The 25,550-nt window shown below is 49.3% G+C and carries 29 protein-coding genes; 18 read left to right on the forward strand and 11 right to left on the reverse strand.

All coding sequences use genetic code 11. The features are described from left to right. Positions 1 to 26: 26 nt before the first annotated feature. Positions 27 to 452: a hypothetical protein gene (locus DU002_RS00650; protein ID WP_114336420.1), complete on the reverse strand. Its 426-nt coding sequence runs from the start codon at positions 450 to 452 to the stop codon at positions 27 to 29. Between the two features lie 684 nt (positions 453 to 1,136). Here DU002_RS00650 and nifE point away from each other — a divergent pair. The 12 genes from nifE (at position 1,137) to DU002_RS00715 (ending at position 12,197) form a co-directional block, all read left to right on the forward strand. Next, on the forward strand, positions 1,137 to 2,591 hold the full coding sequence (gene nifE, locus DU002_RS00660) for a nitrogenase iron-molybdenum cofactor biosynthesis protein NifE (RefSeq protein WP_114336421.1): 1,455 nt from the start codon (positions 1,137 to 1,139) through the stop codon (positions 2,589 to 2,591). Next, positions 2,578 to 4,002, forward strand: coding sequence for a nitrogenase iron-molybdenum cofactor biosynthesis protein NifN (gene nifN / locus DU002_RS00665; RefSeq protein WP_114336422.1), 1,425 nt, complete (start codon positions 2,578 to 2,580; stop codon positions 4,000 to 4,002). Before nifE ends, nifN begins: the two co-directional genes overlap by 14 nt. Before the next feature lie 31 nt (positions 4,003 to 4,033). After that, positions 4,034 to 4,516 carry a NifB/NifX family molybdenum-iron cluster-binding protein gene (locus tag DU002_RS00670; RefSeq protein ID WP_114336423.1) on the forward strand — a complete coding sequence of 161 codons (483 nt, stop codon included), beginning with the start codon at positions 4,034 to 4,036 and terminating at the stop codon, positions 4,514 to 4,516. 495 nt (positions 4,517 to 5,011) lie between these two features. Further along, the gene (gene fdxB / locus DU002_RS00675) at positions 5,012 to 5,314 is read left to right on the forward strand and encodes a ferredoxin III, nif-specific (RefSeq protein WP_114336424.1); all 303 of its coding nucleotides are present in this window, start codon (positions 5,012 to 5,014) and stop codon (positions 5,312 to 5,314) included. 12 nt (positions 5,315 to 5,326) lie between these two features. Then, complete coding sequence (locus DU002_RS00680; RefSeq protein WP_114336425.1) at positions 5,327 to 5,869, forward strand: SoxR reducing system RseC family protein; 543 nt, start codon at positions 5,327 to 5,329, stop codon at positions 5,867 to 5,869. Positions 5,870 to 6,377: 508 nt separating this feature from the next. Continuing rightward, on the forward strand, positions 6,378 to 7,250 hold the full coding sequence (nifU, locus tag DU002_RS00685) for a Fe-S cluster assembly protein NifU (protein WP_114336426.1): 873 nt from the start codon (positions 6,378 to 6,380) through the stop codon (positions 7,248 to 7,250). Further along, positions 7,247 to 8,500, forward strand: a complete 1,254-nt coding sequence (gene nifS / locus DU002_RS00690) for a cysteine desulfurase NifS (RefSeq protein ID WP_114336427.1) — start codon at positions 7,247 to 7,249, stop codon at positions 8,498 to 8,500. The genes nifU and nifS overlap by 4 nt, the downstream gene beginning before the upstream one ends. Before the next feature lie 69 nt (positions 8,501 to 8,569). Further along, positions 8,570 to 9,742 (forward strand): homocitrate synthase, encoded by a 1,173-nt coding sequence (gene nifV / locus DU002_RS00695; RefSeq protein ID WP_114336428.1) that lies wholly within the window; start codon positions 8,570 to 8,572, stop codon positions 9,740 to 9,742. Between the two features lie 10 nt (positions 9,743 to 9,752). Next, positions 9,753 to 10,076 (forward strand): nitrogenase-stabilizing/protective protein NifW, encoded by a 324-nt coding sequence (locus DU002_RS00700; protein WP_114336429.1) that lies wholly within the window; start codon positions 9,753 to 9,755, stop codon positions 10,074 to 10,076. Between the two features lie 30 nt (positions 10,077 to 10,106). Continuing rightward, positions 10,107 to 10,577, forward strand: coding sequence for a nitrogen fixation protein NifZ (locus tag DU002_RS00705; RefSeq protein ID WP_114336430.1), 471 nt, complete (start codon positions 10,107 to 10,109; stop codon positions 10,575 to 10,577). A 147-nt stretch (positions 10,578 to 10,724) separates the two neighbouring features. Continuing rightward, positions 10,725 to 11,591, forward strand: coding sequence for a nitrogen fixation protein NifM (gene nifM / locus DU002_RS00710; RefSeq protein ID WP_114336431.1), 867 nt, complete (start codon positions 10,725 to 10,727; stop codon positions 11,589 to 11,591). A gap of 195 nt (positions 11,592 to 11,786) precedes the next feature. Then, complete coding sequence (locus DU002_RS00715; protein ID WP_114336432.1) at positions 11,787 to 12,197, forward strand: hypothetical protein; 411 nt, start codon at positions 11,787 to 11,789, stop codon at positions 12,195 to 12,197. Positions 12,198 to 12,224: 27 nt separating this feature from the next. Here the strand turns inward: DU002_RS00715 and DU002_RS00720 are convergent, their stop codons facing one another. Continuing rightward, positions 12,225 to 12,965, reverse strand: a complete 741-nt coding sequence (locus DU002_RS00720) for a tRNA (adenine(22)-N(1))-methyltransferase (protein ID WP_114336433.1) — start codon at positions 12,963 to 12,965, stop codon at positions 12,225 to 12,227. Between the two features lie 283 nt (positions 12,966 to 13,248). Here DU002_RS00720 and DU002_RS00725 point away from each other — a divergent pair, with 283 nt between their 5' ends. After that, positions 13,249 to 14,613 carry a hypothetical protein gene (locus DU002_RS00725; protein ID WP_147271753.1) on the forward strand — a complete coding sequence of 455 codons (1,365 nt, stop codon included), beginning with the start codon at positions 13,249 to 13,251 and terminating at the stop codon, positions 14,611 to 14,613. A gap of 164 nt (positions 14,614 to 14,777) precedes the next feature. Next, entirely contained in the window at positions 14,778 to 15,119 is a 342-nt protein-coding gene (locus DU002_RS00730; RefSeq protein WP_233496356.1) for a hypothetical protein, read from the forward strand. On the opposite strand, the gene DU002_RS00735 is transcribed toward DU002_RS00730, so the two are convergent. Together DU002_RS00735 and DU002_RS00740 are read right to left on the reverse strand one after the other, a co-directional pair. Next, positions 15,116 to 15,874: an alpha/beta fold hydrolase gene (locus tag DU002_RS00735; RefSeq protein WP_114336436.1), complete on the reverse strand. Its 759-nt coding sequence runs from the start codon at positions 15,872 to 15,874 to the stop codon at positions 15,116 to 15,118. The genes DU002_RS00730 and DU002_RS00735 overlap by 4 nt on opposite strands. Then, a complete protein-coding gene (locus tag DU002_RS00740) occupies positions 15,871 to 16,935 on the reverse strand; it encodes a DUF2817 domain-containing protein (protein ID WP_114336437.1) in 1,065 nt (354 codons plus the stop codon). Before DU002_RS00740 ends, DU002_RS00735 begins: the two co-directional genes overlap by 4 nt. Before the next feature lie 226 nt (positions 16,936 to 17,161). Here DU002_RS00740 and DU002_RS00745 point away from each other — a divergent pair, with 226 nt between their 5' ends. From DU002_RS00745 to DU002_RS00755, 3 genes are all read left to right on the forward strand, one after another. Continuing rightward, positions 17,162 to 17,650 carry a YcxB family protein gene (locus DU002_RS00745; protein WP_114336438.1) on the forward strand — a complete coding sequence of 163 codons (489 nt, stop codon included), beginning with the start codon at positions 17,162 to 17,164 and terminating at the stop codon, positions 17,648 to 17,650. Between the two features lie 61 nt (positions 17,651 to 17,711). After that, positions 17,712 to 18,080: a ketosteroid isomerase family protein gene (locus DU002_RS00750; RefSeq protein WP_114336439.1), complete on the forward strand. Its 369-nt coding sequence runs from the start codon at positions 17,712 to 17,714 to the stop codon at positions 18,078 to 18,080. A gap of 110 nt (positions 18,081 to 18,190) precedes the next feature. After that, on the forward strand, positions 18,191 to 18,577 hold the full coding sequence (locus DU002_RS00755; protein WP_114336440.1) for a VOC family protein: 387 nt from the start codon (positions 18,191 to 18,193) through the stop codon (positions 18,575 to 18,577). Between the two features lie 75 nt (positions 18,578 to 18,652). Here the strand turns inward: DU002_RS00755 and DU002_RS00760 are convergent, their stop codons facing one another. Continuing rightward, entirely contained in the window at positions 18,653 to 19,204 is a 552-nt protein-coding gene (locus DU002_RS00760; protein WP_114336441.1) for a GNAT family N-acetyltransferase, read from the reverse strand. 98 nt (positions 19,205 to 19,302) lie between these two features. Continuing rightward, positions 19,303 to 20,322: a hypothetical protein gene (locus DU002_RS00765; RefSeq protein ID WP_114336442.1), complete on the reverse strand. Its 1,020-nt coding sequence runs from the start codon at positions 20,320 to 20,322 to the stop codon at positions 19,303 to 19,305. 105 nt (positions 20,323 to 20,427) lie between these two features. Between DU002_RS00765 and DU002_RS00770 the strand changes: the two genes are divergently transcribed. After that, a protein-coding gene (locus DU002_RS00770) for an IS3 family transposase (protein WP_114336443.1) occupies positions 20,428 to 21,608 on the forward strand; the annotation gives its coding sequence in 2 pieces (ribosomal slippage) (positions 20,428 to 20,713 and positions 20,713 to 21,608; 1,182 coding nt in all). A gap of 13 nt (positions 21,609 to 21,621) precedes the next feature. On the opposite strand, the gene DU002_RS00775 is transcribed toward DU002_RS00770, so the two are convergent. The 5 genes from DU002_RS00775 to DU002_RS00795 all read right to left on the reverse strand — a co-directional run bounded on the left by DU002_RS00775 (position 21,622) and on the right by DU002_RS00795 (position 25,463). After that, entirely contained in the window at positions 21,622 to 21,831 is a 210-nt protein-coding gene (locus DU002_RS00775) for a hypothetical protein (RefSeq protein WP_114336444.1), read from the reverse strand. A 199-nt stretch (positions 21,832 to 22,030) separates the two neighbouring features. Then, on the reverse strand, positions 22,031 to 23,119 hold the full coding sequence (locus tag DU002_RS00780) for a lipase family protein (protein ID WP_114336445.1): 1,089 nt from the start codon (positions 23,117 to 23,119) through the stop codon (positions 22,031 to 22,033). 147 nt (positions 23,120 to 23,266) lie between these two features. Beyond that, entirely contained in the window at positions 23,267 to 23,854 is a 588-nt protein-coding gene (locus DU002_RS00785; protein WP_114336446.1) for a DUF4234 domain-containing protein, read from the reverse strand. 102 nt (positions 23,855 to 23,956) lie between these two features. Then, complete coding sequence (locus DU002_RS00790; protein WP_114336447.1) at positions 23,957 to 24,307, reverse strand: DUF4870 domain-containing protein; 351 nt, start codon at positions 24,305 to 24,307, stop codon at positions 23,957 to 23,959. Between the two features lie 175 nt (positions 24,308 to 24,482). Next, positions 24,483 to 25,463 carry an endonuclease/exonuclease/phosphatase family protein gene (locus tag DU002_RS00795; protein WP_114336448.1) on the reverse strand — a complete coding sequence of 327 codons (981 nt, stop codon included), beginning with the start codon at positions 25,461 to 25,463 and terminating at the stop codon, positions 24,483 to 24,485. Positions 25,464 to 25,550: the final 87 nt, after the last annotated feature.

The raw sequence follows: 25,550 nt of genomic DNA on the forward strand, positions 1-25,550 counted from the left end.
TCGGCTGCAAGCGTTTGTTATGAGTACTACCTTTGCCAAATAACTTCCGACCCACTATGTGGAGGAGCCTCTCCCCAAGATAACTCTATTGATTGAGTCTCGCCCGGCTTGTTTAGCCCTTTAAAACTCATGACAACCCCATGATCCATGCAGCCATTTACAAGGATATAGCCTCTTTTAGGTCTGAGCTTCACAACTTTTAAATCTGAAAACTCTGGAGGCATTTTCTGCCCTTCACCGTGAAAGCTATAGACTCGCGCAACATTCTCATTAGCGGCCAATTTTTCAAAATCAGCGTAAAGCAATGCTAAACGACTTTCATCCATTGAGCGAGCCCAAACGGTCGCCTCCGATTCCTTTCCGCAGCTATCGACTGCCTTGGAACACGAAACCGATAAAACAGCAATGAGCGTTACAATTATTATTAAATTAAATTTTTTAAAAGGCACCATGCCGATTTACTCATAACAGTGTATTAGTTCGACCTTACAAGGTAGGAGATGCGTAGGTATCGTCGAATTAATAAATATCAGAAAAACATCGAACAATCATACAGCAAGCGAACAAAACAAGAATCAGAACCAAATCAAGATTATGAGAAGCCTAAACAGCTAGCTAAATTACGTCGAGTTATAGAGATTACCGGCCTCGATGCTGGTTAAGCAATTGTTCACAGAATTGAGCTGTTTAAGGCAGACCGCATTGATTGCTATGACGTAGTCATTGACGGGAAGTTGTGGCAGAGGCGAAAGGGTTGGAGCCGGATCCTAGCTTCAATAAGAAAAGTAACGCCACGATTAACTGGCGAGCTGTATCCCTAGCAAAGAATGGGGCAGAAGTGAGTTACAACACAACAAAGAGAGCACTACTCCCGTTACACTGACTTTCTTATGATGTTTGACTGAATCAGTTTCCAACTTCAATTTCCCCATTACCCTTTGACACTAACTCTTCGCAGTCTACATCCCACACCCCCACACACTTTGTCGCAAACCCCACAAACGCCAATCTAATAAAAACAACCACTTAACCGTGGCCTTGCTTTTGCAACTGTCATTGTGACGACAATTTTCCTTAGCCGGATGGCAAACGCGGGGCGGTTGAGTCTCTGTGTTGATAGCCATGCTGGAGGTGCCATGAAACGAAGTGAGATAGCGGCGTTACAGGATGAACCGGCTTGCAGTCATAACAAAACTGAAGGCAAGAGTGGTTGCAGTCGCCCTGTACCTGGAGCGACGGCGGGGGGCTGCAGTTTTGATGGTGCGCAGATCAGTTTGTTGCCCATCGCGGATGTGGCTCATATCGTCCACGGCCCCATTGCTTGTGCGGGCAATAGCTGGAACAACCGCGGCACCCGTGCCAGTGGGCGAAACCTGTTTCGGTTGGGGTTTACTACTGACCTAAATGAACAGGATGTGATCATGGGGCGGGCGGAAAAGCGCCTGTTGCATGCCATTCGTGAAGTGATTGAGAAGCACGATCCTCCCGCAGTATTTGTTTATGTCACTTGCGTACCTGCGTTAGAGGGCAACGACGTTGATGCCATTTGTGAATTAGCCCAATCCCGCTGGGGGCGACCCGTAGTCGCGGTCGATGCTGCCGGCTTTTATGGCAGCAAGAATCTGGGTAACCGTATTGCCGGTGATGTGATGGTGAAGAAGGTGGTGGGCACCGCCGAGCCACCGCCGAAGCCGATGCAGCACCATCATCCAGAGCGTCCGGTGCACGATATCGTGTTTATCGGCGAGTACAACATTGCCGGTGAGTTTTGGCATGTGTCACCGCTATTTGAACAGCTGGGTTATCGCATTCTCTGCTGTATGGCGGGGGACACGCGCTTCCATGAAATTCAGACCATGCACCGCGCTGACGCCGCCATGGTGGTGTGCTCGCGGGCACAGGTGAATGTGGCCAGAATGCTGGAAGAGCGCTGGGACATACCCTGGTTTGAAGGCAGCTTTTACGGCATTGAAGATACGTCCAATGCATTAAAGCAGTTTGCGCAACTAATTGGCGATGCCGATCTGATTGCCAATACCGACGAATTTACGGGCAGGAATGAATGCCGCATTCGATCGTTATTAGCCCCATATCGTGAACAGTTAAAAGGTAAAAAGGCGCTGCTTTATACGGGTGGGGTGAAGTCCTGGTCTATCGTTTCGGCGTTGCAGGAACTGGGCATTGAAGTGGTCGCGACCGGCACCAAGAAATCCACTGAAGAGGACAAAGCCCGCATTCGCGAGATCATGGGTGAAGACGCGCAGATGCTGGATGAGGGCGGGGCGCGTAACCTGCTGGATGTGGCCGCGCATTATCAAGCCGACTTAATGATTGCGGGTGGCCGCAATATGTACACCGCACTGAAAGCGCGCCTGCCATTCCTCGATATTAACCAAGAGCGTGAACACGCCTATGCCGGTTATGACGGCATGCTGACTTTTGCTAAAGAGCTATGCCGCACTATACAGAGCCCGATTTGGCAACATGTGCGCAGTGATGCCCCTTGGCAAACAGGAAAATTCCATGGTGCCTATGCACCCGCTATTTGCAGTGAACAGCGGCAGGGAGGTTACGATCATGAGTCAGAATAACTCATCATCACCGGCGTCATCTTCAGCAACGCAGGGGTCAGTACCGCAGAAGGTGGAGCGTAATCGTCGCGCGTTAACCGAGCGCCCGTTAAAAACCAGCCAACCCACAGGGGCAACGCTGGCGACGCTGGGTATACGCAACAGTATTCCGTTGATGCATGGTTCACAGGGCTGTTGCGCTTTTGCCAAGGTGTATTTGATCCAACACTTCCGTGAACCTGTGCCGATTCAAAATTCTGCGGTTGATCAGATCGCAGCCGTGATGGGTGCAGACAGTAACCTTATGGAAGCGTTGGTGTTGCTGTGTGAAAAGCATCAACCGGAACTGATCTCAGTGATCACCACCGGCCTGACAGAGATGCAGGGCAGTGATATCGACCGCGTGGTGAAAGAGTTTAAAGCCGCACATCCCCAGTTTAGCCATATCCATGTGGTCACTATGGCAACGCCAGATTTTGTGGGTTCTATGCAGACTGGCTTTGCCAATGGCGTCAGTGCTTTGGTCAAACAGATAGCCCGCGCACCGGTTGTTAAAGCCCGCCGTAAGCGGCAGCTGAACCTGCTTTGTTCGGTGGCGATGACGCCCGCCGATGTTGAGTTATTGCATCGTTATTTGGATGCATTTGATCTCAGCACCATCATGTTGCCGGATCTGTCGGTCTCTATGGATGGCCATCTGGCTGATGATGACTTTTCGCCCACCAGTGCTGGCGGCACTTCGGTGCTGGAACTCGAAGAGATGGCGTCCAGTGCTGCGACCTTGGTGTTCGGTGAATCCCTGTTTGGAGTTGGGCAGTGGTTACAGCAAAAATTTGCTGTGCCCTGTTTTGAGTTCTCCTCATTAATGGGGATGGCTAATACCGATGCACTGGTGATGCGATTAGCTGAACTCAGTGGTAAGCCGGTGCCGGCGTGGTTAACCCGTGCCCGGAAACGCTTGCAAGACGCGATGTTAGATAGCCATTTTCATCTCAGCACGGCACCCATCGCCATGGCGATGGAGAGTGATATGGCGCTGGGCTATACGGCCCTGCTGACCGAGCAAGGCTGTGAGATCTCGCGCTTAGTGACAGCCACCGACTCGCCGTTGTTAGCGCGCCTACCGATCAAGAAGATCGTGGTCGGTGATCTGTCGGATCTGGAACCTGCCTTGGACAAAGTGTCGCTGGTGATAGGCAACACTCATACCGCCAATATGTGCGAGCCCAAATTGCCCGTGTTGCGTGCCGGCTACCCCTGCCATGACCGCTACGGTACGGCTGATCTATTGCAGATTGGCTACGAAGGCGCCCGTAGCAGACTGTTTGCCATGGTGAATATATTACTGGCGCAGCATCAGGATGAAGTGCCTGCCCATGTCAGCCGTTATCGTTTCGGGCCAGAAACAGTGAGTCAAAACGTCGCGGTTTAGAGCGTGCTGTTTAGAGCATAAGGAGCTCGATATGAATCAACCGGAGCGGGTGTTGCATGTGGTGGAAGATGCGCATTCACCGATCAGTCAATTGCGCGTGGCGTTTGCCACTGGCGACAAAGAAACGGTCGATCAGCACTTTGGGTCGGCACGCAGCTTCATGATTTATGCCATCAACGAAGATGACTTTCACTTGGTGGAAGCGGTTGAATTTAAGCACGCTGCACAAGGCCATGATGATGGCAAATTACAGCCCAGGATTAATGCATTATCTGGCTGTGCTGCGGTGCACTTTATTGCCTGTGGGCCGCCAGCGATCCGCCAATTGCTGAATCAAGGCGTGCAGCCGCTGAAGCTGGAAGAGGGTAGTTGTATTCGCGGCTTACTGGAAGAGATCCAGCAGCAGATGATCGCCGAACCGGAAAGCTGGCCTGCAAAAGCATTGCTAAAAAAGCGCCAGAGTCAGGTGGATGAACTGGAGCGCCTTGTCGGCTTACTGGATGAAGATTGGTAGTTAATCGCTGATAACAGCAAGAGCAAATACCCCTCATCTCAATCTTCTCCCCAGGGGAGAAGAGGTTGCACATATTTTGCTCCCTCTTATATGGGAGAGGCATGTTTCTCCAAAAAGAATGGTGAGGGGTCTATATGCGGCCGCCATTAGAAACGGATGAGGAAATCGCTGATAACAGCAAGGGCAAATACCCCTCATCTCAATCTTCTCCCCAGGGGAGAAGAGGTTGCACATATTTTGCTCCCTCTCCTATGGGAGAGGCATTTTTCACCAAAAAGAATGGTGAGGGGTCTATATGCGGCCGCCATTAGAAACGGATGAGGAACTCGCTGATAACAGCAAGGGCAAATACCCCTCATCTCAATCTTCTCCCCAGGGGAGAAGAGGTTGCACATATTTGCTCCCCCTCCTAGGGGAGAGGGCTGGGGTGACGGGTCTATATGCTCTTCAGCGGGAAACAGGATTTTTATCAAACTTAAGTATTAGGAGAGAACAATGAGTGCAGAAAAATATAAGGCGATCACCCGAGGCGGAACGCCATGGGAGCCTGAATTCGTTACCGAGGTTGATCAATCCACTTGTATCGGATGTGGCCGCTGTTACAAGGTGTGTCCGCGTGACGTATTTAATCTGGTTGAGCGTGAGATCGACGAAGATGATGATATGTACGACGATTATGAAGACGACGTGATGATGGTGATGGATGTCGAGAATGCCGATGATTGTATCGGTTGTAGCGCGTGTGCCCGTGTCTGTCCGAAGGATTGCCACACCCACGTTGCAGCCAGTGCGCTCTGAGTGTAGACGTCTATGAGTCAGATCCCGGTTCGTGTCGTTGCAGTGGATGATGAGTACCTGACAGTTGAAGGGCGACGGGCGGGTGGCTGTAGCGCCTGCGCCCAACAACAGCAGTGTGCTACCGGGGTACTGCAACAAGCCGACCCCCGCACGTTTACGATGCGCATACACAAAGATGAAATAGATCGGGATGAGTTTGACCGCCACAGCGCTGTATCAATGGCTGATGGTCAACCGGCGGATCTATTTACGCCGCAGCAAGCGATCGTTATTAAGTGCGACGAAAAACAGATGTTGAGCGTGTTATTGCGTCTGTTCGTGCCGCCTTTATTGATGGTGGTGTCGGTACTCTTGTTATTCACATGGTTGATCACCACCAATTTAATACCGCCGCTTTCCGACCCATGGTTTGTCGGGCTGGCCTGTGCCGGTTTCGCTGGCGGCAGCTGGCTAAGCCATCGTTGGTTGGCTCACTACACCGCAACCCATGCACCACCGCAGGTTAAGCTGGTTGCTACTGAGTCAGAGGTACCGATCTCCGTCACCCATGATTGAATATCTACTTATTTAGCTATGCTCAGCTATTCGCTGCACTCAAGTCTGTTTGCGACGACTCTCCTGTAATCTGTTCTCAGTTCAATTTTTCACGGGCAGCCGTTGCGGCCTCTATGCCCACAAGTGGCCAGCAACTTATGCTTTGGCTCACGTAGGGGATAACCACTTAGTTGCGACAGTGCCGATGTCGTTAATCCTACAAAGCTTACAAAAAGCGCTGTTAATGTGAGCCATGTCTCGTTTGTTGTTGCGTAGGTGTTAACAAAAAAGCCCATTAAACCATTAGGTTAGGCTGATTAACCGCTCAGGCACCTGAATTGCAATAGTGACTGTGGGTGATAACCAGTGATTGCAACGAAGGTTTTTAGACAAGTGCCGGAGTCCGGACTCGAGCAGTGTTAACGGTTCCCACATCGTTTTAGCTGCACTCCCACTTGTCACTCTCTTTCCCTTCCTTGCAATCCTGGTTGTCTCCCTAACAAATTCATCAGTCAGTGGGGCGTCGGTTATGTGGAACTATTCAGAGAAAGTAAAAGAGCACTTTTTTACACCACGAAATGCAAAAGTGGTCGAGCAGGCCAATGCGATTGGTGATGTCGGTTCTATCAGTTGTGGCGACGCGCTGCGTTTAACGCTCAAGGTCAATCCAGATACAGAGATCATTGAAGATGCCGGGTTTCAAACCTTTGGTTGTGGCAGTGCGATTGCATCTTCATCTGCACTGACAGAGATCATTATTGGTAAAACCATCGATGAAGCGAAAGCAGTTAGTAATCAGGAGATCGCGGATTATCTTGATGGCTTGCCGCCGGAAAAAATGCATTGCTCGGTGATGGGGATGGAAGCCCTGCACGCCGCCATTGCCCAGTATCGTGGCGAAGAGTTTGTTGATGACCATGAAGAGGGGGAACTGATCTGTAAGTGCTTTGCCATTGACGATGTGATGATCCGTCGCGTGGTGGCACAAAACAAACTCAGTACCCTCGAAGAGGTGATCAACTACACCAAAGCCGGCGGTGCTTGCTCTGCTTGTCATGAAAAGATTGAGTGGGTACTCGAGTCGTGCATCGAAGATTACGATGCCGCCAGTACACCAGCCAGTGTTGAACTGACGCCGCCAAAATCTATTGTCGAACGCGTGAAGCGTGTCGAAGCGGTGCTCGATGAACTTCGCCCCATGCTGCAGGCAGATGGTGGTGATGTACAGCTCGCCGATATTGACGATGACATGGTGTTTCTCACCCTCACCGGTGCGTGTTCTGGTTGCGGCCTGTCGGGTGCCACTTTGTCGATGATCGAACAACGCCTGAGCGAAGCTTTGGCGGAGCCCATTACTGTTTATCCGGTGGGCGGCGCTGCTCACGCAGGAGGTGTGTCATGAACTTGAACTACAAATGTTGTACCGGTACGCCAGAAAGCGATCCCTTAGGCAGTGCCTATCTGGACAATAATGCGACGACGCAGGTCGATCCGAAAGTGGTTGAAGCGATGTTGCCTTTTTTGACGCAGTTTTATGGCAACCCCTCATCCATTCATAGCTTTGGTCGTCCGGTGGGGCAGGCGATCGAAACGGCGCGGCAGCAAGTGCAGGAATTGATCGGCGCTGAATTCAGCAGCGAAGTGGTGTTTACCTCTTGCGCCACCGAAGCCACTACCACGGCGATTTTATCCGCAGTGGAAGCGTTCCCGGAGCGCAAGGAGATCGTCACTTCGGTGGTTGAGCATCCAGCGACTCTGCAGATGTGTGAACACCTGCAGCGCAAGGGGTACACCATTCATTGGATCCCGGTCGACAAGAAAGGCCGCATTGATATGGACGCTTATAAAGCCGCCTTGAGTGACCGCGTGGCACTGGTGACCATGATGTGGGCGAACAACGAAACCGGTACATTGTTTCCGATCCGCGGTATGGCTGAACTGGCGAAAGCCCACGGCATTTTGTTTCACACTGATGCGGTACAAGTAGCCGGTAAAGTGCCGATCCAGGTGGCTAATAGCGGTATCGATCTGTTGTCATTGTCGGGCCACAAATTTCACGCGCCAAAAGGTATCGGAGCACTTTATCTGCGTCGCGGCACCAAGTTCCGCCCACTGATGCGCGGTGGCCATCAAGAGCGGGGACGTCGTGCGGGTACCGAAAATGTTAGTGGTGTGGTTGCCCTTGGTGCAGCAGCGGCCATAGCAGCCGAGTCCGTTCGTACCGATACCGCTCGTATCAGTATGATGCGTGATCGTTTGGAGCAGGGATTGTTGGCGCGGGTGCCAAACGCCTTTGTTACCGGCGATCCAGGCAATCGCGTGCCTAATACCAGCAATGTGGCGTTTGAATATGTAGAAGGTGAATCGATCCTGTTGATGCTGAACCAGTTCGGTATTGCCGCGTCGTCAGGCTCCGCTTGCACCTCTGGCTCATTAGAGCCCAGCCACGTGATGCGAGCGATGGAGATCCCTTATACCGCAGCTCACGGCGCGATACGTTTTTCACTCTCCCGTTTTACCACCGATGAGATGATCGACGCTGTGCTACAGGAGCTACCGCCCATAGTTGCCAAACTACGCACCTTATCGCCGTACTGGAATGAAGCGGAAGGGGTGCCTCATACCGAAGAGTTTGCACCAGTATTTGGCTAACCGACTTGCCCCGTCTAACGGGGCAGAGGTAGGGCCAATAGGCATAGGGCGAAAAGTGGAGGTTAAGTTATGGCTGTGATCATTAATGACACCACGCTGCGGGATGGCGAACAGACCGCTGGGGTCGCTTTTTCACTGGCTGAGAAACTACAGATCGCTGAAGCGCTGCAGGCAGCCGGAGTTCCTGAACTGGAAATTGGTGTGCCGGCCATGGGCGAGATGGAGCGGGACGCTATTAGAGAGCTAGCTGCTGTCCTTACTCAGTCCCGGTCGATGGCTTGGTGCCGGATGACAACGTCAGACATTGATGCCTGTAGAGGCTTAGGGTTGGATTGGGTCGACTTGTCGATCCCTGTGTCTGAACAGCATCTAAAGCATAAACTTAATATCAGCAAAGCCACCATGCTCGGGCGTATAGAGCCTCATGTGAAGCAGGCCTTAGATATGGGGTTACAGGTGTGCATCGGCATGGAAGATGCGTCCCGCGCTGATCCCGCTTTGTTGTTACAAGTCGCCGAGCAGGCAGAGCTGGCGGGCGCTCAGCGACTACGCTTTGCCGATACCCTAGGCATTCTTGACCCTTTTACCACCCATGAACTGATCACTGCTTTGGTGGATTACACCTCACTACAGATTGAAATTCATGCGCACAATGATCTCGGCCTGGCGACAGCTAACACGCTTGCCGCGATCGCTGCGGGGGCCCATAGCGCCAACACCACGGTCACCGGGCTGGGCGAGCGCGCGGGCAATGCCCCGTTGGAAGAGGTGGCGATGGCGTTGGAGGTGATCCGTGGCGGCCGATATCGTGGCCAGAGCGGCATTCAAATTGCCAAATTACCGGAGATCTGCCAGCAGGTAGCGACCGCGTCGGGTCGTCGGATCTGCCAGCAAAAATGCATCGTCGGTAAAGGCGTGTTTACCCATGAGTCTGGTATTCATGTCGATGGTTTACTCAAAGATCCCAATAACTATCAGGGTTTCGATCCACAACTGTTGGGGCGACAGCATTCACTGGTGTTGGGTAAGCATTCCGGCTCGCGGGCGATCCAGAGCATTTGTCATTCGTTAGGCGTCTCTCTCAGCGACAGTGAATGTGAAAGCTTTAAGCTACTGCTAACGCAATGGGTTGAGCAGTACAAACGTAGCCCGAAATCCGACGAATTGTTGCAACTGCTACAGCAGCAGTTGGCTGAGCCGCGCTTTGAAGCGCAGCGCTTGTATCCGCTATTACAGGCTTAAGGAGTACCTTATGACGAGTACAGCTGCAGCATCTAGTTCACCCCAATCAAGATTGCCGGCGACAGATCTCGATCTTGCATTGGCAGAGTTGGATTCTGCCGAAGATTTTCTGACGTTTTTTCAGGTCAGTTATCAACCGGAAGTGATCCAGCATCGCCGTATAGAGCTGTTACGCCAGTTCTATCAGCAACTGGCGAACACCCAAAAGCAAACCCCGATGCTGGGGTGGCAACACTATAAAAGTGCATTGAATAGAGCCTATTGCCTGATCCAGAAAGGAGAGCAGGTGGGGTTCGCTGCCAGTAAATGTGGCGACTGCCAAAAATGCGATTAACAACCCGCTAAACCTAAACGGGGAGACGACATGCTAAATAGTAAGTTCGAGGTCGGCGGTAAGGTAAGGCTGATCCGTAATGTACGTGACGACGGTTCCTATATCGGCAAGCCGACCATTATTGACGGCGAAGAGATGCGCCGCGGTAAGCTACTGGTGCGTCGCGGAGAAGTTGGCTACGTCCGTCATGTCGGTATGTTCCTGCAAGATCAGGTGATCTATCAGGTGCACTTTCTCGATATCGACAAAACTATCGGTTGCCGTGAAAACGAGCTAATAGATGGCGATGCCCTCTGGCAAGACAATCTGTTTGAGTACGGTGACAACGTGCAATTGGGGTTGTCGTTGTCACGGGATGGCGAGGTGTTTGCTAACAAAGGCGATCCGGTAAGTGTGCTGGGTGTGTATCGCCAGCAGGATCAGCCAACCGAATACCGCGTGCAATGGCAAGACCAAGAACTGCTATTACCAGAAAAAGCGCTGATTGCAGTGAGTTGTTAGCCTTGCGGATCTCTCTAAGAGTTGAGGTTTTTTCACCAAAAAGAACGGTGAGGGGTCTTTAGATCAAATAGTAACGGGACTTTTAGTTCAAATCGGTGAGAGTTTTTAGCCACCGCTTAGTTAAGCATAACAGGCCAGGAGTACTTTATGAGCAACGTTCCACATGCATATCTATTGATGAAAGCCAGTCTTGCTCAGTTTGGCCTGAACCTCCAGCAGCTTAAGCCGGAGCAGCTTGCGCAAGCCGAGCGTGCAGCGGTTAATGCTCAGCAATTACAGCAGCGCGTGCTAAATAGTGCGGAGGCATCGAAAGTGGTGATCGGTGCATCGCAGGTGGAGCAGGCTATCAGTGAACTTCAATCACGCTATCCACAGGTTGAGGAGTTTTACGACTCGTTGACCGTTAATGGTTTAGATCTGCCTCAACTGCGCCAAGCGCTTAGAGACGAGATCCATAGCGAAACTGTGCTCGATTATATCTGTAAAGATCTGCCGGATCTGAGTCAGGAGCAGGCACTGGCTTACTATGACAAACAGCCGGAGAAGTTCTCCCAGCCAGAGCGGCGCCGGGTTAGTCATATTTTGCTGACTATCAATGACGAATTTCCAGAAAATACCGCCGAGCAAGCGTTAGCGAGGATCACCGAGTTGGCGCAAAAGATAACCACTGACAACTTTGTTCATCTCGCCAAACGTTATTCTGAATGTCCCAGCGCCATGCGCGGTGGTGAACTGGGATTTAGCCACCAGGGACAACTCTATCCAGAGTTGGATCAGGTGCTATTTGGAATGTCGGCTAACGATATCTCAGCGCCAATCCTAAGTGAAATCGGTTATCACCTTATCTGGTGCCACGAGATCATGCCTGCCCATACCGTGAGTTTTGCTCAAGCTTACCCACAAATTAACCAAGCCCATATGAAGCGCGCCCGCGTTGCCAAGCAAAAACAGTGGCTGGCGGAGCTTGTTGTAGCAAATAGAGAGCAAACACAGCGCGACAAAGTCCTTAGTTAGAGGTTCTGCTCATTCGCGTGATCGCCGCAGCCAGCTCGCCGATTAAAGCGCCAAATGAATACGAAATGGCGGATGGTATGTTTGATTCTTTTGACGCTGGACGCCAACTGCTCGAAAATAGTTTGTCACTAATTCAAGGAAGGTCGCCTCGACAACTATCGGCGGTGCCTACATAACTCAACACTAGGCTGACAAATGATTCGTGTCTTTAGATGGATCTTAGTGATCCCTGCGGCTGTACTGGGATACATGGCAAGCATGTTTATCGGCATGTCGACGCTTTTCGCTTTTGAGAAATTTTGCCCTCCAGATCTGGTGATTTCAGAGATGTGTACGGCGGGTTATATGCACTATGTAGAAGCTATCTGTTTGCTGCTGTTCTCATCGTTGGCCGCTGTATTGGTTGTGTTGCTGCCTTCCCTTGTTGCGCCATCCAATAAACAGATGGTTGCCGGTGCGGCCTACATTGTTGGTGCTGTTACAGCGCTTTATATTGGGCTGGAGCTAAGCGCATACCTGGTTTTGTTGTCTGTATTGGCAAGTGGTGCGTTGACGTTATATTTGGTGCATCGTACGTTAACCAAGCATGCTTTGATCTGCGACTGAATGTGGTTCTAGTAACCCTTTAGTATCTTACCGGCGCGCAGGGTCGTTGTCGGAGTATCCGTGACCGCACAGTAGTGATTCCACGTGGCTATATGCTTTGAGAATATGCTCAACACTATCGTCGCGCCCTAGTTGTATGCGGCGGTAATGCGCGAGCGTTTTCTTTAGGTAGCTCTTTGCTAATTCGGCTTCTTCTGTTGAGGTTGAACGCCAGATTTTGTCACCCACAGGGCTTATTGGGGCGCTACTATCCGCATTTGAAGAGACCTGTAGCACTTCGTAAAAGCGCCGGTTTTCAGCTACCAATACCTCATCAATTAAACTGAAATTATGTGCGATCAGTGCTTGTCGTAAAGCGAACTGGTGGTGCACCGGGCAGAGTAGAAAGTCGATACTTAAGTTTGGGTAGCTTTGCCGTAGTGCTTCAATAAAACTGATCATCAAATCACCACCCACTCCAGCGATGATCACCAGATGTTTGCCTTGATATTGGCTCAGTGGCAGGGCTGCCACGTCTAAACAGTGGGTTTGCCAAGCATGGGGTTGTCTGTCGGCATAAAAGCGCGCGAGTTTCTCGTCTATCTGTGCCATTAACTCAGGCACGATATCGACAAAATGTATGGTATCTGCCGCCTTGTTTGTCAGCAGTGCAGCGCCAAGTAAGCCATGATCACAGCAGCAGTCCCAGATATGGCTATAACCTGCGTTCGCTTGCCTCGCGGTTAATACCATCTGTTCAATTCTCTGTAATCGTTTACCTAACTTCATCAGCGTCGTTTCACTAATTATTTCAATGTAAGTTTCATTGCTACTTGGTTGGCCGCGTTATATCGCGACTCAATCAAGTTTAAAACTAAAAATGACGCCGCTTGCCGAGTTTTCGTTGTCGGTTCTTGGTGGCTTGTTTCAAGTGTGTACATTAATTGGTCTATTTTTAACCGGTAATCTTATACTGATTAAAGCGGCTTGCCCCTCACTGGGCATTCGCGTGGGCTCAGAGCGGTGTCCGTGAGTACTCTGATTATAATAATTATTAACGGATAACTAGCCGATGAATAGATCTCACACACCGATAGTGCTTCAGGAATCAAAGTGGGCAGTGCTTGCTGGCGTCGCTTTAATTTCGATGACTTTTTCTAGTTTTGCCCACCTTCCATCCTATGAAGGAGAACGAGTTAGAAACAGTGGGCACTTTGAAACCAGTGGCTTTTCTCAACCCGTTAGGGGGGAGTGTGATGTTAATGCGGTTGGGCCAACCGATCCCAACGCGGGTTCAGCCAATATCTACCTAGGTGCTGGCAACACGCCGCCGAATTTCTTCTGTCTATATGCCACACAGGATGATTGGAGTTTTAAATATCCGGTAGAGATAATTGAAAAATCACGTACCCCCGCGCCAGATTACGTACAAACGCTGGATCCATCATCAGATCCGTATGATACCTCTTACTTAGAAGAGGGATATATTCCCTGTGATCAATTTAATCCTGATCCATTCCAGTGCCCCCGTGAGATCCGTAATCCGGTGACCGGCCAAGTGACTGCGCTACCCGGTAACTGTATCGATACCGCCAAACCGGATGATCCCGCATTATGGAGAGAGCGAGAGGAAGCAGAGGCCAACGGTGAAGAGTTTCTTGGTGCACCAGATGGGATCTATCATTGTGCGATCCAATCAGGCTCACCTCGTCCGCGTACCAGCTCGGTACTGATGTCGACACTCACGGGTGTAAATGATGTTGATTGGGGGATCTATCGCTACAAACCTGCTTACAGGGAGCAGCCCATTGTTGCTGCACCGCAAGTGCCTGCATGTGAACAAAATCTTAAACAGTTTGTTAGTTTTGCCTACATGGGGCCGTTAGGCCTTCGGGATGCGCGGACGGGTGAAGAGTTATTTATGCCAGTGGGTGAGGTAGGTGACTTACCTGATGACGTAATTGACAATATCCCCAATGGCTACGGTATTCGGGTCAATTATCCGGATAAGTTTAATCCGCGCCGAAACAATCCAAGAATTGGCTATGCATCAGGTTTTGCCCAAAACGCTTGGTTACTGGCACCGCATTCGATTAAAGAGTGTATCGATAGCTTTGAAAAGTGCTTGGCAGAAGAGGAGTTGCGTAGCCACTATGATGGCAACGACATCTTCTTTATTAATGAGCAAGAGTCAGTCGACCTTTATTTGGCGTGGTGGGTTAATGATCCGAGTAAGTATCGCTGGCAGGACTATTTAAAGCGCTACAAACTTTATGACGTCTCAATTACGACCGGCGTTATTGATCAATTCCTGTTAGGCGACTTTATCAGTATCGGTACTACTGGGCCATTTACCGCCAACGGGCGTTATGTGCATGGGCGTTGTTCTGATCCACGGCCAGGGGGCAGGGTGGATATGACCATAGAAACTAACTAACTTGATTGTCTGTCATGTGGAAAAGAGCGCTAAGGTTAGCGCTCTTTTTTTTGTGTTTGTCGCATGTTTGATCAGAGGGGCTAGACGTGGTTTCAGATCCCAGCAATATTAATGTCGACAGTCAGCCAAGTAATATTGTGTTGTTTATACCCAAGGAGCGTCAGGTGAAAACAAAATGGAGTTCGATGGCCGCAGTGGTGATGGCAATGCTACTGTCAGCATGCAGCGAACCGTTGCCTGTAGATAAGTTGAACTACGCCGGAGATTGGCAGAGTAGGGAGATGGAACTGCTAATTCTGACCGATGGCACGGTGGCCTATAAGCGATTACAAAAAGGCGGTACCACGTCTATCAACGCGCCTCTAAAAGAGTTTCAGGGTAACAACTTTATCGTCGGTATTGGCCCCGTGACCACGACGTTTATTGTCGCTGAGCCCCCAACAGAGGTTGATGGCCAATGGCAGATGGTGGTTGATGGCGTGCGACTAACCAAAGCGCAGAATTAGCGTCTGATTATCATGTGTTCCATTATCACTTCCGCCAGCCAGTGCGGATCATCCAGTGGCAAGTCATGGCCTGCGTAGGGGTGAAGAGAAAGCGGACACTGCCATTGGGTGGCTATCTGTTTTGAACAAGTGGTATTGACCAATTGGTCGTGACTGGATGCGATTAACATCACTGGCACGTCGGGTTTTTGCCTGGGAGCACGATAACGTGCGGCGGCTAACAATTGGCGCAGGGCATTGGCTAGGCTGACGGGGGCTTCTCTGTGATACGCCACCCAGCGCTGCAGCAGCGGTTGATTGGTGGTGTGCCGATTTGAGGTCATTTGTAATATCAGTGCTTCTTTGGCTTGTAATGAGCGGGACAGCATAAAATGACGGATGATAGGCAGGTACCAGCGGCTAGCGAGGCGCTGAGTGATGTTGCTGAAGTTGGCAAAGCTGGTATTGATCAGAGCGATGCCGGAAAGCTCTTGCGGGTATCGCTTTGCCCATTCGGTGGCAATCATTCCGCCCATGGATATGGCGAGTAGGTAAGTTGCGCCTTGGTCGCGTTGCCGCTTTGTTTGCTGACGAAGATCTTCCACCATAGCGCTGATACTGCAAGCTGAGGCTTCACCATGACGGCGACCATTTCCTGCCAGATCCGGTGTGATGATCGCTGTGTGGGGCAGTTTGTTACGCAATATCTCTGGTAGCGTTTCCCAATGACGCTGTTCCCGTAAAAGCCCGCGAATAAGGATGATCTGGTGCTTCATTTGTTGCCTTTTCTACTATGGCTATACCAGTTTTTTAATCCGGCATTAAAGTCTTTGCGCTGTTGTTTCGCGGTTTGCGGCAACCATTCGGCGTAGCTGCGAGTTGCAGCCATTAAGAAGTCGATCAGTGCGTAGTGTCGACGAAGGACGCGATTTTGCCGATGGGGTACGGTGGGGTTAAACAGATCGACAAACCGCAGCAGTTGCCGTGGGTTTTTCTTCACCCAAAGCCAGGAGCCCATCTCTAAGGTTAGGGGTAAAAAAGTGTGCTTGGGGTGCGTTTGCCTGCTTTCGTCGTAAAGTAGATCCCAGACATCGCCGTGGGTCGTGTAGCTGCTTGACTGTGGTTCAAATAGGTAGTTGGTGTTATGGCGATGGGCTTTATTAAACAAGCGGGATAACCGATAAGCGACCGCGAGATCTGCGATCGGTTGACGGGTACGGGCGTAGGGAAACCACACCCGATCGGTTAAGCCAAAGCCAGAATGACAATCGAGGCTGAGGCAGAACGGGCGTTGCAGTAACTGCGTTTTTACCAACTGATAAACGGCGTTAATCTCCGACTCCATTGGTTGATTGGCTTTGCCTCGATACCAAGGCAGGTGGCGACTGAGTCGATGACCACCAGCCAGAAAAAGTACGCGTTCAGCAGATTCTATTGGTGCGTTGCGCATTAGATCGATGCCGTTGGGATTACACCGACGTCGCATCCACATGCCGCCTGGATTCACCAGAGGTACGAAGATCAAAGTCATCTGCTGCAGTTGCGCGTTTAGCCCCTGATCCCAGCGTAATCTTTCTAATAGGCTGCGCAGGAAGGCTAATAACACTTGGGTGCCAATGCGCTCTACACCATGGACACCACCTAACAAGACGAGGGCGGGGGCGGTGGGATCTTCACTGCCCAGCGTGAGTTGATAGACCGGCAGGGTGTGGGAATCACATTTTACTTGGGTCAGTACTCGCGATTTAATCTGGTTGTCGGCACGGTCAATCAGTTGCTGCAGTTCGAACAGCTCGGGTAAGTGTTTGTTTAACTCGTAGAGAAAGTCTGATCTCATTCATCGCCCTGTCATTGCGTCGTTAACTCCGGCCAATTCAATCTAGCGCGAGAATATGACAGTTTGGATATCTTCGATGATTGTTACAGTGCCGCTAAAGCTATTAATTCTTTGGTGCTGCGATGACGCGTTGTTTGCTGCCTGTGCCGATCCGGTTTTGTTTTTTCATAACCGCCAATAAGGTATGGTGGGGCAACTAAGTGCCCGCTGAATAAATAGAAGATACATGCAACGTTTTACTACCCAATTTACTCTGTCTAAAAAATATCTGGCGGAATGCTACGATCAGTCTTTGCCCCATGGTAAGAACCCCAAGCCCAACTATATTTTTCCGGCATGTTTGTTTGTTGCCGGCACCGGTCTGCTGCTATTTACTGAACAAGCCAAGTTGGTCGGCATCATGTTGGTTGCGTTGGGTGGGCTGGAGCTCGTTCATATTCGATTTCGCCGCGCTTGGTGGTTAACACGGCAGATGTGGGGGCGCAGCTCTGGTAGTGAAGTGAAGCTGGTTATCGATGAAGATGGCATAAAGACACAAAATCCGTACACCCAAACAGCACTGCTATGGGCAGATGTGGAACGCGTTATTGAAACCGAACTAGGGCTTATTCTGGTAGCCAAATCTGGTGCGCAGCAGTATCTGTCTAAATCACTGTTCTCTGAGGAAGTGATAGGGGATCTAATGGCGTTGAATAACGCAACAGAACGAGCTTAAAGCTCACGGGCACTTCTCAAATTAAAACATGACGTAATGCTGACATTTTTTAAGGATATCTATGGAAGCGTTAAGGCTGCTTTTTCAATCGTATCACGCTGCATTTGAGCGTTTAGATCCTGCCGCTATCAGTGATTGCTATCTGTTGCCATGTGCCACTTCTGACGGTGATGGCAATGCAGTGTTTGCTGATTTGCAATCACTGCGGAATAAGTTCGCGCTGAACTGCCAGCAGTTACAAGCTGCTGGCTATACAAGTTCTGATTTTGAGATCCTGGAATATCAGCCTTTGGGTGACCATGCGGCGTCGGTAAAGGTCGCGTGGTCAGTGAGCTTTAATGAGCAGCAGCAACATTTTGGTACGCTTTACCTCTGCCATTTAGTCGCGGAAAGGTGGAAGATATTTAGCGCACAGGTTTTTCCGTTCTAACTAGTCAGTGTCGTGATGAAACCTATCACGGTTAAACATTCAATGTGTCGTTGTACTAAGTGCGGTAAGTTGGCTACGGTATATATTCAGTTAACACAAGGAGGCCGTATATGTTCAGTCACGTTTTTTTGGGTGCGAATGATCTTCAGGAATCGAAGCGTTTTTACGATGCTATTTTAGGCGCGATGGGGTATGAGCCAGGCGTGATCGATGAAAAGGGACGTTGCTTCTATTTCACCGATAGTGGTGTGTTTGCCATCACTAAGCCGATTGATGGGGAACCTGCTTGCCATGGCAATGGCACCACCATTGGTTTTGCAGCAAAAAGCCCTGAACAAGCGGATGCCTGGCATGCGGCTGGGATCGCTAATGGCGGTGTCACTTGTGAAGATCCGCCGGGGATAAGGGAAGGCTCTATTGGTCAGCTTTATTTGGCTTATCTAAGGGATCCCGCGGGCAACAAGCTGTGTGCCTTGCATCGTTTGCCTAAAGATTGATCGTTCGTCCACCGAACAGAAAAAGGCAGGCCATCATAGGCCTGCCTTTTTGTTATCAGAACGGTTATTCAGTGTTTAGCGCACGGTGGGGCAGGCCAATTCGAAGTACTGATTATTATTGAATTCGAACTCCTGGATCACGTCCAGCTTCGCTTTGCGTACATGGGCGGCATAAGATCTGGGGTTAATCTTATTGATAAAGGTGACCAGTATTGGATAGCGCGTCGACATCTGCTGCAATGCGAACTCGAAAATTTGCTCGAAAACACCTTCGCCACGGACTGATTTATCGACACAGACCGGGCCGTACTGGTAGGAGTTATCAACACTGAGCACCTGTTCGTTGTAGGTCAGCGAAGGTAGCCCTTTGATCATGTGCGCAAACATCGGCCATTTAGACCAAAACTGCCAAGAAGCTGCCATGGCATAGGCGACGACTTCCCCCTCTTTTTCTGCAATAAACAACCCACGCTCCTGTGTGATCAGTTGGGTCATCTCTTCTTTAGTGAATGGCGTGGTGACAAAACCATCCTTCTTATCCTCTTCGGCGATGGAATCTACCTGATAGCGAAAATGAAGGGACAATACGTTGTCGATATCGGCTAACTCGGCACATCTAAACTGCATCTTGATTGTTCTCGTCAGGGCGTTGGTAAATGAAACGCCAGCGATAATATCACTCCCTTAGCGGCGCGACGATCTGTGCTTTGAGTTTTGCTTAGGATTTAAGCAAAACTAAATAGTAGTGGCAGTAGTGTGACGACAAAAATCGACCACAGTGAATAAGCCGGTAAGTATGTTGCTACCGTCTGCTCTAGCTGTTCGGTGGTATTCTTATGGCGAATGTACTGCACGTAGCTCACCAATATAAGTATTAAATGTATAAATATTAGTAGGTTGGCACCGGTCACAACGATCCTATTTACTGTCAGGCCATATTCCGCCCAACGGAATAAAATCGCTGATAATGCAATACTATTGACCACGAGCGTGACCGACACCAAACAAACATTCATCCAATCTGACAAGTGAGAACGCATGCTTGTGGCCATACCCGATATTGAAAATACGGTTAAGCCCCAAATGACCAGTAGTAGGCCGTTAAATACAATTAAAAAATCACGGTCAGAAAAAGGGCTTTTACCTTGTAACAGTGTCGCTAAAAGATAGCCACTGATGGTGATGAAAAATAGCGGGGAAAATACATTCGACAAAATACTCGCTAACTTACTTTCGCGGTTTAATACATAGTCATAAAGATAGGTACCTACCACGGGGGATGCGACCATTCCAAACACCACAACATATTCCAAGTACCAAGACTCGATTGAAAGTTCGATCAGTTGAAAGAGGGCAAATGTGACTGCTGTCAGGATCATGCCACCTATCAATATCAATACTGTATATATGGCAAGTTCGCCAAGATAGCGGATGAATAGTAGCCGTGCCGGTGAGGAGCGCCAAGCGCGGTTCATAAATGCCAGAGCGAGTAATGAAATCAATAACAGTGGCATATGAATTAAGGACATAGTGATAGAAGCCGAATGGGAATTATCTGGCAATAGCCAGAGGAATAGCGTGCAACAGCCAAACCCTATTAATACATTCCTCGTTATTGCGGAGAGTTCATTACGTTGTTTGGCTAACGTAAAAAAATACCCCGCGATAGCAGCAAATGTGATTAACGCTGTGAAGCGGCTATAGAACCACTCTTCATTGATAGAGGTGAAATTGGGAAGCTTCATTAATCCGCCAGCGAGTAGCGAAATAGCAATAACAAAGTACAAAAGGCGATTAGTGTAGTTGACCCGATTCAGTAGACACCAAAGTCAAACAAGACGGAGGTGTTTATGCCAGCCTATAAGAACGCAAAGAAGACGAAGCAATACACGACAGAATTTAAGGCGACAGCAGTCAAACTGACTCACTACAAAGGCGCTACAGTGAAAGGAGTCGCTGAGTCATTAGGTATCCATCCTTTCATGCTGTCTCGCTGGAGAAAGGAGTACCGAGAAGGGAAAATCATGTCCGATCGTCGTAAAAAACTATTCAAGAAACCCGCTTCAGTCAGTGAAAACGAAAAGATAGCTGCGCTTGAGAAAGAGAACGCGCAGCTGAAGCTGGAGAACGATCTGCTAAAAAAGTGGCAACGGTTCGAAGCGGAAGAAAACCGACGAGGTTCAGATTCATAGAGGCCTACCGTCATCGGTTTCCTATTGCACTGATGTGCCGTTTTCTCAATGTTTCACGAGCAGGCTACTATGCCTGGAAGCAACGCGAAGTCAGTCATCATTACTTGGTTGACCGCGTGTTGGAGCATCGCATTAAACAGCTCTTTGAGGCCAATCGTGGCGTTTACGGAAGCCCTCGAATACATGCCGCGCTTAAGCGTGAAGGCATTGCTACCAGTCGTAAGCGAGTGGCTCGCTTAATGAGGGAGAATGGACTGAGAGCACGTTGTGTCAGGGTTTATCGGCGTATCGCAGGTTTGCATCGCTTCTTTCTTCGACACCCGAACAGACGCAGAGAGTTGCCAAAGCCGATGAAGAGCAATGAACACTGGGCGGCGGATCTGACTTATGTCAGGCAGGGGCAACGATGGCTTTACCTTGCTGTGGTTATCGACCTTTACTCCAGGCGAGTGGTCGGTTGGTCACTTGGGGCCGAGAAATCTGCCGCGTTGACGCTGTCATCATTGCGTATGGCGATACGTAACCGACGGCCAGAAGCGGGGTTAATATTCCACACAGACCGAGGCTCTGAATACGGTGCGGCTGAAATTCAACACGAGTTGAAAAAGCATGGCATGAAGCCAAGCATGAACAGGCCAAGACACTGCACCGACAATGCTGAAATGGAATCATTCTTCCATTCACTCAAAGGTGAGTTGATTCAAGGCGTACAGTTTAAAAGTGAATGCGATTTACGTGACAAAGTCGCTGGCTATATCCAGCATTTTTATAACAGAATAAGATTGCACTCGAGCTTAAATTACATGAGTCCAATCGAATACGAAGCTGTGGCGCGGTAGATGAGAAGGGTGTCTATTTTATCGGGTGAACATCATTAGTGGAGGTTGGCTTGGGTGCGTTTTGGTAGCTCAAACGTGCTTGCCACACCTGCAAGGTTTCGGAAGCTGGCTGAACAACTAATGCAGCAGCGAGTTGTTGGGCAAACTGTTTTGGAGATGAATGATACAGCGCTTCAAGTGCTTCTGGCGTTTTCAGTTTATTGATGACTTCGTTGTTATCCATAACAACCTCTTCGTGGAAATATGGCTGCAGTGATGCTAACAAATAGGGCTGATAATATCTTGATATGGTTTTTAATTATCAACGATTAAAGCAGAATGCTGTAAAAGCAAAGCGAATGACAAGAAGTTCATTGTCATAGGTAATCGGCACCAACAACAGATTGTTGGTGCCGACAAGCATCACTACTCTAGCTAAATGACTACACAGAACAGGCCGGACAGATCGGATCGCCGCCAGCACCTGTCATATAGCCGCCTGCACAGCTGACGGATTGACAGGCGATACAGTGAGCAGCGCCAATTTTACTGAGGTCTAAACCTAGCAGTTGCGCTTCTGCCAGTTCCGGCGTGGCGTCTCCAGATAACGTAGGATCAGCGGCGAGTTCTGCCAGCGTTTGATAGTGATCACCTAGGCCAAACAGGGCTGCCAGTATTTGTACAAAGCGATATTCCGGGATCGCCTGATAGTTATCTATGCCAACCACATCACCACTTGACGTAACAAAATCTAGTTTGCCGAGCGAGCTATAATCCCAGTTTTGGGTGGAGTGCAGGGCTGCGCATATTTTGGGGAAGTAATGACAAAACGCTTTTCCTAGTTTCGTATCGCCAATCCCCTTGAACAGGTCGACAAATTCTTGTGTCGGCGGCAAAAACGGTACTAGGTCTAAGTAGTTTTCAAGCCGAGTGACAGGCAGAGCCATGGGATAGTGGGTAACAAAATTGGTATCTCCGGGATGGGGAGATGCGAAGGTGACGACTTGGGTGGCGATGATATTCTCACCTAACATTAATCGTGCCGCACCTAGTGAAGCCAACGGCCCGCCTTTGCTGTGTCCGGTAACGTAAATGGGTGCTGAAGGGTATTTTTGTTGCAGTAATTCCACTGCGGTAACGACATCCTCCCATAGGGTATTTAGCGCGGCCCAAAAACCTGAGTGCACTTTACCGGGCAATGGTGGGGCGGAGACTGGGGCAGAATCCACAATGTCTTGCCACCAATCCTCTAGGCTGGCGACTGTCCATGCCGGCGGTAAGGTGCCCCGGAAGGCGATGATAATCCCATCCTGATTAATTCCAACCAAGCAGGCGTTGATCTTTGGCCCTGATCCCCCGCCGGATTTTGTTGCTGAAATTGCGGTGGGTGGTGCGGTCCAATTTACTGCTGGATCGTAAATGGCTGGCGCGATATAGCTGCCAGTTTTACTACTGATACCGTAAGCACAATTACAGGCGCAAGCGAGTCGAGAGAAAAGCGTTGGGGCAGTGTTAGCCGTAGGTGATGACATCCGTTTGTCCTTATTAATCCTTGTGTGTGAACTATAGGCTTAAGACAAGGTAGGACATTTTACAAATAGCCATTGGCTATAAGCGCCGTGTTTCCTATTAGCTAAGGAAACTAAAACCGACAGCATTGGCTGTCGGTTGGGAGGGTGTTACTGCGCTGAAATGATATTTAACGTGATCAACAATCCGAAAATAACCAAAAACCAAAGCAAGGCACCGAGGAACAACCAAAGACAATTAAAAACAGTGAGGGTGCGATTTGAATTTGCGGCGGGGTCATTGCAAGCGATATTTGCCTTGAGCTGGCCTTGTAGCAGTGCCCAGCAGATAATAGGGATAAATGCCAAGCTTGAATATGCCAATAGTGGCGCAACAATCTCATTGCTTGCCAATTTGTCTAAAAGCCGACCAAGTATGGTCAATACCACAAAAACGGTAGCCGCAAAGCTTAGCGACTTACGGGCTGGATGGTTACCTTGTTGGTACTTATCGTCAATAACGCCAAACAGGGCATGGGTGAAGAAGATGGCGAATATAGCCCGAGGGATTGGCCAGATGTTGTCGTTATTGTGTTTTTTAAACAGACTCCAATGCTTATAAAACCAGTAGATAGAGTAAAAACCTAGGGTACCAATAAAAAGGATGACAAACTTTAACGGTGATACGACGTAGAACTCTTGGGACACTTCCGTGTTTGTATTGGAGATCTCTGGTGCTGCATTGAGAACCTCTTCCATCTCAATTTCCTCATTTTGATTTTTGTCTGTGTATCTGCCGAAAGTTGGTGACGTTAAAAACCGACAGCATTGGCTGTCGGTTTGACGTGTGTGGCAAACAGGTTATTTGATCAAACGGATCGCAAAGGGGACACGGAATGGCTTGCCACTCGATGCCGCGATAGCTCCCATGATACAAAATACTAAATGACAAATACCCACGACTGGCATCAGTAAAGCGCCGATCACGACAATCACCAAAATGGCTGATAACAGGTAACCGATTGCAGCAGTAATTGACCAGTTCAACGCTTCTTTTGCCTGATCCTGCAGGTACGGATCATCTTTCTTGATGAGGTAAAAAATAAGGCCCGGAATAAAGCCAAAAAAGATCGTACCGATCCATGTCAGTAGCGCCATGTTTTTAGTGTCTTGAGAGATCTCTGCCTCTACTTCTGTTATTTCGTCACTCATTTGATTTCCTTTCTTGTATTCCCGATGGTGGCTTGCATTGTATTTCGCAATCAGCACCACTGATTTGTCATTGCTACCTGCTTTACTCTAAAGCCTGTTTGAAATCATATCTATAACCTTATTAGTTGTGAGTTCAAACATTTGCACGCCAATGTCAGAAAAAACAGCTTTCTGGCTACAGATTAAACGTGGCAATAAAAGGTGCGTGATCTGATTCGGGATACTTGCTGTCATAAGAGAATGGCAAACTCTCGTCATGCAGGTTTTCGTTGTGTATCTCTGCGCTGATAAAGCAGGTTAACAACGACTGTGAAATGAGCATATGGTCGAGTAGATTTTTCTGGCCGTGGTGTAGATGGCTAAACTTTGTTGAATCGGCGATATTTCTGCTGCAAGAGATCAACACGCGATCCCGAAGATTTAGGTTGTTGGTATTTTCCACTGCGCCGGTCATCGCCTCGATCGGCACTTCGCCAGGCGCGGCGTTAAAATCACCGCATACTACTATTTTTGCGTCAGGATCGGCATCGAATATCTGGTCTACCAAAATACGCGTTTCAAGCGCTTGTCCCACGCGTTTTATTGATGACAGGAAATAGCCCTCAGCCCATCCTGCCGCGCTATGCCAGCTAAAGCCGTTCTTTTGACCTGCAACTTTGGATGCCAGTCTAGACTTTAAATGCAGGTTAATCATGTGAAGTTTAGAGCCATCGGGCAATAGCAATTTGGCATGAAGAATAGGGCGTTCCCAGCTCAGATCTTTCGCTTCCATTTCTGGTGGGTTAGCGGTGACTTTCCGATACGACAGCTTGGCAATGTGGTCATTGCGATATTGATACTCGGCCTCAATTTCAAATTTAGAAAGGATCACTAAATTGCGTTTGTCGTAGGGCGTGTTTTGGGTTTTGGTAAATGCTCGATGATAGTGTTCGTATTGGGTGCCTGCCAACACGGTATCAAGCGCAGATAAAACTCGGCTTGGATTATGACTGGTATGAGCGGAGGTTTCCTGACCATGAACTTCCTGTAGACAAATAATATCTGCGTTGATGCGCTCGAAAGCAGCTTTAAGAATTGGCACGCGTTGATTCAGACTGGGATTGGTTTCGTCTGCTGGCGTATCTAAATTTTCAACATTAAAGGTTGCGATCCGCATGACGGCATCCTTGTGTATTAGTGCCGATGATTACTCAAACTATAGATCCCTCGTCTGCCTTTTGGTTGACTTGTATGCTTTGCATAG

This window comes from Corallincola holothuriorum (assembly GCF_003336225.1).
In the GTDB taxonomy this organism is placed as follows: Bacteria; Pseudomonadota; Gammaproteobacteria; order Enterobacterales; family Neiellaceae; genus Corallincola; species Corallincola holothuriorum.